This is a genomic window from Collinsella aerofaciens, assembly GCF_018785245.1.
Classification (GTDB): Bacteria; Actinomycetota; Coriobacteriia; order Coriobacteriales; family Coriobacteriaceae; genus Collinsella; species Collinsella aerofaciens_AD.
This window is the reverse complement of the sequence record NZ_WQPL01000046.1, coordinates 1-12,550: the sequence shown is the minus strand read 5'-3', so window position 1 is coordinate 12,550 and position 12,550 is coordinate 1. Positions and strand designations below refer to the sequence as shown.

Sequence of the window (12,550 nt, the reverse complement as noted above, 5' to 3'; positions counted from 1 at the left end):
ATGGGTCTGTTTAACGCCGTCATGGCGCTCTCGGGCATGATCGACACGGATGTGATCGAGGACGAGCGCCTTGCGCGTCATACGAGCTATCGTATCGGCGGCAAGGCCGACCTCTTTGTGACGTGCCATAGCTATCATGCCCTCCGCCGCGCCGTGGCGGTGCTCGATCGCGAGCAGGTGCCGTGGGTCATCATCGGCAAGGGCTCCAATCTGCTGGTTGCCGATGGCGGTTATCGCGGCGCCGTCATTTCGCTCGGACGTGAGTTTCAGCGCACGGTTGTTGCCGATGACGGTTGTACGCTGACGGTCGGTGCGGGCGTGATGTTTGCGCGCCTGGTCAACGATGCCCTGTCGCGTAGCCTCTCGGGCCTTGAGTTTGCCGTTGGCATCCCTGGTTCGGTTGGCGGTGCGATATCTATGAATGCCGGCACACGGACCGAGTGGATTGGCTCGCTGGTTGAGGATGTCGTAACGTTTGACCCGGCATCCGGTATCAAACATTATGCGGGGTCCGAGATCACTTGGGGCTACCGCGAATGTAGCCTTCCCCGCAATGAGATCATCCTCGAGTGCGTGCTCAAGCTTAAACTGGCGCCCAAGGCCGACATTCGCGAGCGCATGGAGCGGTACCTGACGAGGCGCAAGCGTACACAGCCCATGGGTCGCGCATCCTGCGGGTCGGTCTTTCGCAACCCGCCCGATGCGAGCGTGGGCAAGCTTATCGAGGATTGTGGATTAAAGGGTTTTTCGATTGGCGGCGCGGAAGTTTCGCCCGTTCACGCTAATTTTATCGTTAATAACGGAACTGCCTCGGCCGATGACGTTGCCGCGGTTATCAGACATGTGCACGGAAAGGTGAGGGAGGCGTATGGCATCGAGCTCAGACCGGAAGTTAAATTCCTCGGCTTCTAGAGCATCGAAACCCACCTTCCGCCGCGCCGGAGGGCGTTCCGGCGCGCCTGCCAAACCTCAACGCAATACCGTCGCGCACTCTAAGTCTGTCGGGCATGCTCGACAGACCAGTCGTCCGGTCGTCGGCTCGCAGCTCGGTAATCGTCCGGCCGCAAAAAAGTCCTCGCGTCCCTCGGTGACGTCAAAGCCTGTTATGGGCGCCAAGCCTGCCCGTCCCATGGCAACTCCTAAGCCACCGACGGGAACTAAAACGCTGCGTCCGGGTCGCACGCTGGGCGCATCGAAACCGCGCTCGCTGACATCGGTGCCGGCTACCGCCAAGAAGCCTTCGGGTAAAAAAGGCGTCAACCCGTTGTCTTCACTTGGGGCGATGGCAAATAAAACATCAGACGCCGCTTCTGTCGTTACAGGCAAAGGCAAAATCGTGGGCGGCGTTCTGGCCGTCTTGGCCGTGCTCGTCGTCGTTGCCATCGTGGTGATTAACTCTGGATTGTTTACCGCCACTGATATTCAGATTCAAGGCAGCGAGCATGTGACGAAGCACGATGCTATCCAGCTGATCGATTTGCCCGAGGGAACGTCGCTTTTTAACGTCGATCCCGACCAGATTACCGAGGACCTCAAGCAGAACCCGTGGGTCTCGGGCGTGGATGTTCAGCGTCAGTTCCCGCATACGCTCATCATTACGCCTATGGAGCGCAAGGTCATCGCAATTGCCTATATCAGCTCCGATGACCTAGCCTGGGCCATCGGGGATGATGACACCTGGATCGCCCCGCTGTCGACGTCGGTCGAAGTGGACGACCAGGGCAACGTCATCACGACAGGGCAGGGCTCAAATACCCTGACCGGCATCGATGCCGCACTGGCGCTCGCTAAGCACTATGGCGCGGTGTTGCTGACTGATGTCTCGGCGGATGTCGCTCCAGTTTCCGGCCAGGCGGTGAGCTCCAAGGCCGTTAAGGCCGGCCTGGATTATGTGCGTGGTTTTTCGAGCGAGTTCTTGGGACAAGTCAAGGATATTTCCACGCCTTCGGTCGAAGCCATCTCGGCAAACCTCAATAACGGCATTGAGGTGTCGCTGGGCGATTCGGACGATATCGCCAAGAAGGAACGCGTAGTCACCAAGTTGCTTTCGCAGGTAGAGGGCGTAACGTATATCAATGTGCGCTCTCCGGGCAACTACACATTTAGGAATGCTCCGACCTCATAGCGCTGGTTGATGCTTTGTTGAGTGGCCATACCACGCCGTTTATCTGGTTTGTTTGGTTTTCACGGTCAATTATTTGACTGATACGTTCATAATGTGCAACCATAATACGGTTTACCTTTGCATTTACTTTCAACCTGAAGGTTAATGTGCGCAGGGGTCGACCCATGCTATGGCTATAACCTTTGTTCGGAGGACCGACATGCACGAGACAGAGATCAACAACTACCTTGCCGTCATTAAGGTGGTCGGCGTCGGCGGCGGCGGTACCAACGCGGTCAATCGAATGATCGAAGAGGGCATCCGCGGCGTCGAGTTTGTTGCCATCAACACCGATGCTCAGGCACTCGCGATCTCTGATGCCGATATCAAGGTGCACATCGGCACCGACCTTACCCGCGGCCTGGGCGCCGGCGCCAACCCCGAGGTTGGCCGCAAGGCTGCCGATGAGTCCCGCGACGACATTGCCGAGGCGCTCGCTGGCGCCGACATGGTGTTCATCACCTGCGGCGAGGGCGGTGGCACCGGTACCGGCGCTGCTCCCATCGTTGCCGATATCGCGATGAACGAGGTCGGCGCACTGACCGTCGCCGTCGTGACCAAGCCCTTCACCTTCGAGGGCCGCAAGCGCAAGAAGAGCGCCGAGGAGGGCATTAAGACCCTCTCCGATTGCGTCGATACCATGATCGTCATCCCCAACGATAAGCTGCTCGACATCGCCGAGAAGAAGACTACCATGCTCGAGGCCTTCGCGATTGCCGATGGCGTCCTTTCCCAGGGCACCCAGGGCATCACCGACCTCATCACCGTCCCCGGTATCATCAACCTGGACTTCGCCGATGTTAAGACCATCATGAAGCAGGCCGGTACCGCCATGATGGGTATCGGTACCTCTTCTGGGGATACCCGTGCCGTCGACGCTGCCCAGCAGGCCATCTCCAGCCCGCTGCTCGAGAGCTCCATCGATGGTGCCACACGCGTGCTGCTCTCCATCGCCGGTTCCAAGGACCTGGGCATCCAGGAGATCAGCGACGCCGCCGACGTTGTCGCCAACGCCGTCGACCCCGAGGCCAACATCATCTTCGGTACCGTTGTCGACGAGTCCCTGGGCGATCAGGTGCGTATCACCGTCATCGCTACGGGCTTCTCCGACTCCAACGTCAACCGTCAGGACGAGCTCTTTGCTGCTCAGCAGTCTCAGAGCAAGGCCGCTGCCTCCGCTGAGCCGCAGCGCACCGCTCCGGCCACCAGCCCGGCTCAGGCCGCTCCGACCCGCAACGTCGGCGGCACCGAGCTTCCTAACTTCGGCAACGATCAGTTCGAGCTTCCCGACTTCCTGAAGCGCGGTAGCTTCTAAGTCGTTCTTTGCATTGTTGCTCACGGGGGCGTGTCCGTATGGACGCGCCCTTTTTATTTCGACTTTGTAAACTAGAACCTCCAATCTCTTTACGTTCCCTTTACGATTGCCTCCAGTGCAGCAGGTATCCTTTTAGAGAAGTATGACAGCCGTATAAACGCGGGCTGTAGCGGCGATGCCGCGGTACTTGTGTTATTAGGAGGCTTTAGTATGGCAGCACGTGCGGACAACGTTTCGCGTGTCGACCATGATGGAGTTACGTTGGTGGAAGGCGCGACATCCGATGTTCGCTTTGCCTTCACCGAGCGCGCCGGTGGTGTTTCCGAAGATGCGTACTCCTCACTCAATTTGGGCTCGCATGTTGGCGATGACCCCTTTGCTGTTCAAGAAAATCGTCGTCGCGTGCTCGAGGCTATGGGTGCCGCCGAGTGCGAGCACAACTTGCTCGTTCCCAATCAGGTCCATGGTGACCATATCGTTGCGGTGACCTCGAACGGCGCCGATGACCTTGAGGACGTCCGCGAGCAGATTGCCGAGGGCTGCGATGCCATCGTCTGTACGGCGCATAACGTACCCGTGCTGCTCTGCTTTGCCGACTGCGTTCCCGTGGTGCTGGTGGCCCCCGGCGGATTTGCCGTGGTGCACTCCGGTTGGAAGGGCACGATTGCACGTATTTCCGCCAAGGCGTGCCAGGCGCTTTGCGATGCTGCCGGTTGCGATGCGAGCGACGTTTCCGCCTATATCGGCCCCCATATCTTGGGTGACGAATATGAGGTATCCCAGGAACTCATGGATCGCTTTGCCGCCGAGTTCTCTTGCATCGATGCGAATACCTCTCGCATGCTCGATCTTTCCGCTGCCATTCGCGAGGCGCTGGTAGATGTCGGTGTCGACGCGGATAATATCGTGGATACCCAGCTTTCGACCGTGCGTCAGAACGACCGCTTTTATTCCTACCGTAACGAGGACGGCACCTGTGGGCGCCATGCTGCGATCGGCGTGATGCTATGAGAAAGATCGTATCGGTCCTGAGCGCCGCTGTGCTTACGCTTACGCTGTGCGCCTGTTCTTCGGGATCTTCTAGCTCTTCCATTACCGTGGCCGGCTCCACGACCTGCCTTCCTATCGCCGAGATTGCGGCCGAGGGCTTTAAGGAGGAGACCGGCATCGACGTGCTCGTTTCCGGTTTGGGTTCTTCCGCTGGGATCGAGGCCGTCAGCGCCGGCACGGCCGATATCGCCAGCTCCTCCCGTGGACTCAATGCCGACGAACAGGATCTGGGCCTGACTCCCATTGTCATTGCCCACGACGGTATTGCGGTCATCGTGAACGACGACAACCCCGTCGATAACCTCTCGACCGAGCAGCTCCGCGATATCTACGCCGGCAAGATTACCAATTGGAAAGAGGTCGGTGGCGAGGACCTGAGGATTCAGGTCATCAACCGAGACGAGGCGTCCGGTACGCGCGAGGCCTTCCGTACCATCGTGATGGATGGCACGCCGTTCGATCGCCGCTCGGCCGTTCTTTCGGGTACGGGCCAGGTGCGCGACGTGGTATCTCGTTCGCGTGGGGCCATCGGCTACATTTCGCTGGGCTTCGTCGATAGCCTCAACGCCAAGACCTCGGTCAAGGCCGTCTCGGTCAATCATGTTGAGGCGTCCGAGAAGACGGTCGCGAGTGGCGGCTATCCCATCTCGCGCGACCTTTACTTCTTTGTGAAGGGTGTGCCTTCGCAGCAGGCGCAGGATTACATCGACTATGTGACGTCCGAAAAGATGGACAAGCAGATTCGCGAGGCGGGCTTTATTCCCGTCACCAACGACGAGAAGGGGAGTGAGTAGCATGGAAGCACAGGAAAACTCCCAGACTGAGCAGAATGTTCAGACGCCCAAGAAGCGCGAGCTGGCGCTCGTATCGCGCAGTACCTATATCAAGGAGAAGGCGCTGCAGTGGATCTTCTTTGCCTGCGCGTTCTTGGCGGTCGTTACCGTCATCCTGATTTTTGTCTTTACCACGTACTCGGCGCTGCCCGTCTTTACTGACATCGGTCTGGCTGACTTCTTTAGCTTTACGTGGGCGCCTTCCGAGGGCCACTACGGCATCTTGTCGCTGCTTGCTGGCTCGGGTCTGGTGACCGTCGGTGCGCTCGCCATGGGCGTGCCGCTGGGCGTGGGTACGGCCGTTTACCTGGTCGAGATTGCCAGCAAGCGCGTGCGCAAGCTCATCAGCCCCGCCGTTGACCTGCTGGCGGGCATACCCTCCATCATCTACGGCTTCTTTGGCATGATCATCATCCGCCCGTTTATCGCACAACTGACCGGCGGCCTTGGTTTTGGTGCGCTGACGGCGTGGTTTGTGCTCGCCATCATGATCGTCCCTACCATCACCACGCTCACCATCGATGCTCTCAATTCCATTCCCATGGGCATTCGCGAGGCATCGTATGCCATGGGCGCCACAAAGTGGCAGACCATCTATAAGGTCGTGCTACCTGCCGCGAAGCTGGGTATCGTTGATGCCATCGTGCTGGGTATGGGCCGTGCCATCGGCGAGACCATGGCCGTGCTCATGGTCGTAGGTAACGCCCCGGTTATTCCCGACAGCATTGCGAGCCCCATCTCGACGCTCACGAGCCAGATTGCGCTCGACATGAGCTATTCCTCGGGTCTGCACCGCTCGGCGCTGTTCGGCATGGGTGTGGTCCTGTTTATCATCTCCGCCACGCTGGTGGGTATCGTTCGTCTGATTTCCAAGAAGAAGAGGGGGTAGGCTATGTCCGATTCCGTTGACACGACGGTCGATACGACCTCGTCGCGCGAGCGCATCAAGCGTGCCCTTTCCCACGGCAAGAAGGGCCGCATCAACAAGGACCTGTCCAACAAGATCATGCTTGGCGTGTTTCGTGCCGCTGCCTACATCACCACGCTGGTGCTGGTCGCTATCATCGCCTACGTGGTCATCAACGGCCTGCCACACATCTCGCTCGACTTTATCTTCGGTTGGCCCCAGGGCGTCAACGCCGAGGGCGGAATTTGGCCCACGATCGTCTCGACCGTCTACGTGACGGCGCTCGCCATGCTTATCTGCACGCCGATCGCTGTGCTGGCAGCCGTCTATCTGGCCGAGTACGCCAAGCAGGGCAAGGTCGTCGAGCTCATTCGCTACGCTGCTGACGCTTTGGCCTCGGTGCCCTCCATCGTTATGGGCCTGTTTGGCTACGCCTTGTTTGTCGAGGCTATGGGCCTGGGCCTTTCGATGGTCTCGGCCGCTCTGGCGCTCGCGCTCTTGATGCTTCCCATCGTCATGCGCACCACCGAAGAAGCCATTCGCGCCGTTCCGCGCTATATCCGTTGGGGCGCGTACGGCCTGGGCGCTACCAAGTGGCAGGTCGTCTCCAAGATCGTGCTTCCTTCGGCCTTTGGCCGCATTGCCACGGGCATCGTCCTTGCCATCGGCCGTGCCATCGGCGAGACCGCGGTGGTGCTCTACACCATGGGCCAGGCCATCAATCTACCTATTTCGCCGCTCGATTCCGGTCGTCCCATGACCGTTCACCTGTACCTGCTTGCCAACGACGGCATCAACATGAACGCAGCCTACGGCACCGCGCTCTTGCTGATGGTGATCATTTTGGCCTTCAACCTGTTTGCGCGCTTCCTGTCGCGCAAGCGTCGCTAGTTAAGGAGTCCCATGTCCGTTTATCAGTCCGCTCCCGCGTTGGAGCAAGCGGCCATTACGGCCAAGGATTTCAACTTTTGGTACGGTGACTTTCATGCGCTGACGGGGCTTGACCTCAACATCGCCAAAAACGCCATCACCTCCTTCATTGGCCCTTCGGGCTGCGGCAAGTCGACGTTTTTGCGCTGCATCAACCGCATGAATGACCTGATTGAGGGCACGCGCGTCGAGGGCACCATGACGCTCGACGGCAACGATATCTATGCCGAGGGTGTCGATCCGGTCGATCTCCGTCGTCGCGTGGGCATGATCTTTCAGCAGCCCAACCCGTTTCCCAAATCCATCTACGAGAATGTCGCCTTTGGCCCTCGTCTGCAGGGCGTGACTAGCAAAAGCGACCTCGATGACATCGTGGAAGAATCGCTCAAGCGCGCCAACCTCTGGAAAGAGGTATCCAATCAGCTCAACAAGGATGGTTTGGCGCTCTCGGGCGGTCAGCAGCAGCGTCTGTGCATCGCGCGCGTGCTTGCGGTGCAACCCGATGTCCTCCTGATGGACGAGCCCTGCTCCGCCATCGACCCCACTTCCGTCTCTAAGGTCGAGGATCTGATGGCCGAGCTGGCGCCCGAGATGACGATTATCATCGTCACGCATTCAATGCAGCAGGCAGCTCGTATCAGTGACTACACCGCGTTCTTCTTGCAGGAAGTTGCCGGCGAGCCCGCTACGCTCATCGAGTATGGTCAAACCGACGCGATCTTCACCAGCCCGGTGGACTCGCGGACGGAAGACTATATCACCGGCCGCTTTGGCTGATCGGTGCGACTAGTCCCAAGCCGATCGGATCTGGTCCGGTGCGTATTCACTGTGCGGGCGGCATGACCGCACCCAACTGATTGGAGTGAACCATGCGCAAACTGTTTTCCCGTCAGCTCATCGAGGCCCGTCACGAGATGCTGAGCATCTACGAGGCCGTCGATCTGGCCCTCCACGATGCCGTGAAGGCCTATGTGACCGACGACCGCAAGCTCGCCACCAAGACCAAGAAGCGTACGCTTTCGATTGACGCACGCTGCGCCAACCTGGAGGCCGTCTGCTACAACCTGATTGCCACGCAGTCACCGGTCGCCTCCGACTTCCGCTTGCTGCAGACGATCATCTACGTCGACTTTAACCTGCAGCGCATGACCGATAAGGTTCGCCAGATTTGCCGTGCCACGCGTCATATGATCAAGGCCGACATCTCGCTGCCCAAGGAGCTTGTCGGCACGGTCGAGGCCGAGGCTGAGGCCGTCTACCAGGTGCTGGGCTCTTCGCTTTCTGCGCTCGTCACCAACGACATGTCCATCATCTGCAACTTGGCCGTCGAGGACGAGCCAGTGCACGCCGCCTACGAGAAGTTCTTCCGCACCTTTAACCGCATGGACACGGGCGATTTTATGGACGACGACAGCAACTATGACGACCTGCGCCGCGCCATCATGGTATCGCGCTATCTCGATCGCATCGCCTCGATTTCCATCGATGCCGCCTGCCGTCTGACCTTCCTGTTGACCGGACAGCGTATGACTGCCGGTGATATCGCCTGCACTGATGAGGATGAGCTCGAGAGCATGCGCGTGCCTTCGGGCGAGGGTGTTATCATGAGGCCCGCCGTCGATGCACGCTACGTTGCCAAGGTGCCCGTTAACGAGGTCAGCGAGGGTCTTCGCTACCTGCTCGATCATCTTGAGGATGAGGACGATGGCGAGGACGACGAGGAGTAAGTAACCCCGTTCGTCGAAAGATTGTAAATACCTAAGTGAGCGCGGCCTTGCACATGCGGGGCCGCGCTCTTGCGTTAGCATGGGACTACTTGTTTGGCTGTCAGCGGAGGCGATTGGCAATGGATAACTATTTGGACTTGATGCGCGCTCGCCGCGAGCAGATTCTGGAACGTTTTTATGCGGCGCTCGATCGCGCGGGCCGTCCCCACGACGCCGCGCGCCTCATTGCCGTGTCCAAGACCGTTGGTGTCGATGAGACCGTTGCCGCCATCCAGGCGGGGTATCGCCATTTTGCCGAGAATCGCCCGCAGGAGCTGGTTCGCAAGCTCACAGGTTTGGCGGAGCATCCGGAGCTGCCCGAGGTGCGCTTCGATATGATCGGCAACCTGCAGACCAATAAGATCAATGCGGTGCTGGGCTCAGTCGAGCTGATTCACTCGGTGGGTTCGCTGCATCTGGCGCAGGCGATCTCGAGCCGTGCTGCCCGCAAGATTGAGGCAGGCGAACTCGCCGGCCCCCAGCGTGTGCTCATTGAGGTCAATGTGAGTGGTGAGGAGTCGAAGGGAGGCTTTTCGCCCGATGAGATTCGCGCCGCCGCGGGTGAGCTTGCGGAACTTGAGGGAATTTGCGTACAGGGGCTTATGACTATGGCGCCCCGGGGGAATAAGGATGTGGCACGCCGCACCTTTGCGGGGCTTCGTGAGCTGAGGGATGAGCTGGAGGCGGCGCATCCCGATTTGAACCTGCCTGAGCTTTCCTGCGGCATGAGCGAAGACTTTGAGCCTGCCCTTGAGGAGGGCTCTACGCTCGTTCGCCTGGGCAGGGTAGTATTTAGCCCGGAGTTTGCAGTAAAATAAGGCTCTGAAGTGCGCACTGATTATCGGGGCGTCTGCACTAAACCGCGAGAGGACACAACCATGGGCTTCCTTGACGAGATTAAAAATAAGATGCACCTGGGCGGCCAGCAGGGTTACGACCAGGGTTATGGCCGGGACGACGACTACGGCTACGATGATGGCTATGACGATGGCTATCAGGGCAACGGCTACAGCGGTGCTTCGGGCGAGGGCTTCTACACCCAAGACGAGCCGAGCAACGGCCTGCTTGGTCAGACGCGCCGTGGTGAAGCTGAGTCGGTTGCCGTGTATACACGCTCCGGGCAGCTGGTCGGCGATGACTCCCGCCATGCCACGACGTATAACCCGCCTTCGCGCTCGCAGGACAGTGTTGCGAGCGGTTATCGTCCTGGTGCCTATGACACGCCGTCGAGCTACGCCGAGAACACCCGCGCCCGTGCCGCCGCTGCGCCTGCGCCTGCACCGAGCGATGCCACGGCCTATGCGAGCAATATCATCAACGCCACACCGCAGCTGCCGGCCTATGTCCTGCGCCCCGAGAGCTATGACGACGTGGAGACCGTGGTGCGCCGCGTTCGCACCAAGCAGCCTGTCGCACTGATTTTTGTGGGCGTACGCACCGAAGTTGCCAAGCGCGTCTTGGACTTCTCTTACGGCTTTGCCTGCGGTCTGGGTGCCACGGTCAAGGAGGTGGGCGACCGCGTGTTCATGGTGCTGCCCGCCGGTTGCGAGGTCAAAGATTCCGATCTCAAGAAGCTTCGTGCCGACGGCTACCTTAAGTAAAGACAAGACGAGGAGATTCCCATCAACATCTACACTATCGTCCAGCTGGTCAATACGCTGTTCAACTTCTATTCCACGCTCATTGTCGTCTACTGCTTTATGACGTGGATTCCCATGAAGCAGGGTGGTTTGCTTCAGGATATTGCCGCGGTGCTTGTTAGCGTGTGCGGTCCGTGGCTCAACCTGTTCCGTCGTTTCATCCCGCCGATGGGCGGTATCGATTTTTCGCCGGTCGTTGCGATTATTGCGTTGCAGTTGGTGCAGAGGCTGGTTCTGCAGCTTCTTATAGGTATACTCGTGTAGAACTGTCTTAGTAACTTACGTCGGGCGTGTAGCGCCGAGGCGATGAAAAAGGAGACTTGTTATGGCTATTACCCCTGCAGACATCCAGGCTCAGACTTTCTCTGAGGCCAAGCGTGGCTACGATCCTGCTGAGGTCGACGTCTTCTTGGAGACGCTGTCCTCTGAGGTTGACGCTATGCTCGCTAAGATCGTCGACCTTAAGGGTCGTCTGACTGCTACCGAGCAGCAGCTTGCCGATGCGCAGGCTCAGCTTGCCCAGGCTCAGGATGCCCCCGCCCAGGCCGTTCCTGCCGCCCCCGTGGCTGCTCCCGCCCCTGACTTCTCCGCTCAGGAGCGCCAGATTTCCGCTGCCCTGATCGCTGCCCAGCAGACCGCTGAGACCATCGTCAACGATGCCAATGAGAACGCTGAGCGTATTCGCAACGAGGCTGACGCCAAGGCCCGCGAGGTTATCCGCCAGGCTCTGACCGAAAAGCAGGCTGAGCTCGAGGAGATCGATCGTCTCAAGGCTTCTCGTGAGGAGTTCAAGGCCGAGTATCTCAAGCTCATCCAGCACTTCATGGACGATGCCCAGAACTCCTTCCCGGCCGACCTCATGGCCTCCACGCCGGTCGGTTCTGCCGCTTCTCCTGCGGTGACTGTTCCCGCCGAGCCGCTGCCCGTCGCTGACCCGGTTGTCCCCGTGGCCGATCCCTTCGCCCCGATCGACAACTTCGCTGCCGACGACCTGGACTAACATTCGGCCTACAATTTAGTGCCTAGAAAGGACCCGCAGCTTGCGGGTCCTTTTTTATGACTGTACCGGGGCGCGCAACATAAAAAACCGAGCCCTGCACATAGTGGCGCAGAACTCGGCGAACCGGTGAGCGGTCAAGGATAGGTTTTAGGGCATGTCCCAAAATCTACTTGAGGAGGAAGTCGGAGAGGGGAATGGTACGGGCCTCGCGATGCTCGGAATCGGCGATGTGGTCGGCAGGATATCCGCAGACGAGCATGTGATAGGGATAGACGCCCTCGGGCAGGTTGAACTGCTCCTGTGCCACCTCGGGCTTAAAATGGCATACCCAACACGTTCCCAGGCCCTGCTCGGTGGCCTCCATCATCATCTGATCGCACACTATGGACGTATCGATTTCACTGGAATTCATCTGGTCATACGGGCGCACCCAAGCGTCTTCGGTAACGCTACAAATAAGGAAGATGAGCGGAGCGCCAAAGATAGATCCATCACGAGCAAACCGAGGCTGACAAGCAGCAGCCTTCTCCAGAAGCTCAGGCGTATCCAACACCATCACACGGGTTGGATGATTATTACAAGCAGAAGGAGCAATCCGCCCAGCCTCAACAATGGCATCCACCACAGCCTGCTCAACAGCCCGATCCTCAAAAGAACGACAAGAATACCGACCCCGAGCCAAATCCAAATAACTCACAACCAAGCCCTCCAAATTTAACGAATCAATCCAAAGTAAAACAAAGGGTACCCAAAGCCCCGTTCAGCCAAACGTTTAAGACGGTTCCAAAGTTCTCAATCGAGCCCAAAGGCCCTGCCAACAAAAGCCCCATCGCTTTCAAAGTATCAGCTAAAGTTCCCAATGGTGGTACGTAAGGCGAAGGGCCGGCCACGGTTTGCTTTCGAACGACTCTGCAAAGCAGCCGGAGTGAGAAAGCAAACCGTGGC

At 58.8% G+C, this 12,550-nt stretch carries 15 protein-coding genes; 13 read left to right on the top strand and 2 right to left on the bottom strand.

From position 1 onward, the window contains the following. The 13 genes from murB to GPK39_RS08475 all read left to right on the top strand — a co-directional run bounded on the left by murB (window position 1) and on the right by GPK39_RS08475 (window position 11,605). Window positions 1-912, top strand: a complete 912-nt coding sequence (gene murB / locus GPK39_RS08535) for a UDP-N-acetylmuramate dehydrogenase (protein WP_195620569.1) — start codon at window positions 1-3, stop codon at window positions 910-912. A gap of 217 nt (window positions 913-1,129) precedes the next feature. Then, window positions 1,130-2,125 (top strand): cell division protein FtsQ/DivIB, encoded by a 996-nt coding sequence (locus tag GPK39_RS08530; protein WP_252204839.1) that lies wholly within the window; start codon window positions 1,130-1,132, stop codon window positions 2,123-2,125. 199 nt (window positions 2,126-2,324) lie between these two features. Beyond that, a complete protein-coding gene (ftsZ, locus tag GPK39_RS08525; protein ID WP_022094491.1) occupies window positions 2,325-3,479 on the top strand; it encodes a cell division protein FtsZ in 1,155 nt (384 codons plus the stop codon). 210 nt (window positions 3,480-3,689) lie between these two features. Then, window positions 3,690-4,490, top strand: coding sequence for a purine nucleoside phosphorylase YfiH/LACC1 family protein (locus tag GPK39_RS08520; protein WP_215675018.1), 801 nt, complete (start codon window positions 3,690-3,692; stop codon window positions 4,488-4,490). Further along, entirely contained in the window at window positions 4,487-5,323 is an 837-nt protein-coding gene (locus GPK39_RS08515; RefSeq protein WP_195232066.1) for a phosphate ABC transporter substrate-binding protein, read from the top strand. The genes GPK39_RS08520 and GPK39_RS08515 overlap by 4 nt, the downstream gene beginning before the upstream one ends. Before the next feature lies 1 nt (window position 5,324). Further along, the gene (pstC, locus tag GPK39_RS08510; protein WP_006234251.1) at window positions 5,325-6,251 is read left to right on the top strand and encodes a phosphate ABC transporter permease subunit PstC; all 927 of its coding nucleotides are present in this window, start codon (window positions 5,325-5,327) and stop codon (window positions 6,249-6,251) included. A gap of 3 nt (window positions 6,252-6,254) precedes the next feature. Next, entirely contained in the window at window positions 6,255-7,160 is a 906-nt protein-coding gene (pstA, locus tag GPK39_RS08505) for a phosphate ABC transporter permease PstA (RefSeq protein ID WP_006234250.1), read from the top strand. Window positions 7,161-7,172: 12 nt separating this feature from the next. Further along, entirely contained in the window at window positions 7,173-7,976 is an 804-nt protein-coding gene (gene pstB / locus GPK39_RS08500; protein ID WP_006234249.1) for a phosphate ABC transporter ATP-binding protein PstB, read from the top strand. 92 nt (window positions 7,977-8,068) lie between these two features. Further along, on the top strand, window positions 8,069-8,926 hold the full coding sequence (locus tag GPK39_RS08495) for a phosphate signaling complex PhoU family protein (RefSeq protein ID WP_006234247.1): 858 nt from the start codon (window positions 8,069-8,071) through the stop codon (window positions 8,924-8,926). A gap of 119 nt (window positions 8,927-9,045) precedes the next feature. Further along, entirely contained in the window at window positions 9,046-9,783 is a 738-nt protein-coding gene (locus GPK39_RS08490) for a YggS family pyridoxal phosphate-dependent enzyme (RefSeq protein ID WP_215675016.1), read from the top strand. 60 nt (window positions 9,784-9,843) lie between these two features. Next, the gene (locus tag GPK39_RS08485; RefSeq protein WP_215675014.1) at window positions 9,844-10,566 is read left to right on the top strand and encodes a cell division protein SepF; all 723 of its coding nucleotides are present in this window, start codon (window positions 9,844-9,846) and stop codon (window positions 10,564-10,566) included. A gap of 15 nt (window positions 10,567-10,581) precedes the next feature. Further along, window positions 10,582-10,869: a YggT family protein gene (locus tag GPK39_RS08480; protein ID WP_338404409.1), complete on the top strand. Its 288-nt coding sequence runs from the start codon at window positions 10,582-10,584 to the stop codon at window positions 10,867-10,869. Window positions 10,870-10,930: 61 nt separating this feature from the next. After that, the gene (locus GPK39_RS08475; protein ID WP_022094499.1) at window positions 10,931-11,605 is read left to right on the top strand and encodes a DivIVA domain-containing protein; all 675 of its coding nucleotides are present in this window, start codon (window positions 10,931-10,933) and stop codon (window positions 11,603-11,605) included. A gap of 166 nt (window positions 11,606-11,771) precedes the next feature. On the opposite strand, the gene GPK39_RS08470 is transcribed toward GPK39_RS08475, so the two are convergent. After that, entirely contained in the window at window positions 11,772-12,302 is a 531-nt protein-coding gene (locus GPK39_RS08470) for a nitroreductase family protein (protein ID WP_215675013.1), read from the bottom strand. Window positions 12,303-12,327: 25 nt separating this feature from the next. Further along, the coding region (locus tag GPK39_RS08465; RefSeq protein ID WP_215675011.1) for a hypothetical protein at window positions 12,328-12,550 on the bottom strand (223 nt) is incomplete at its 5' end.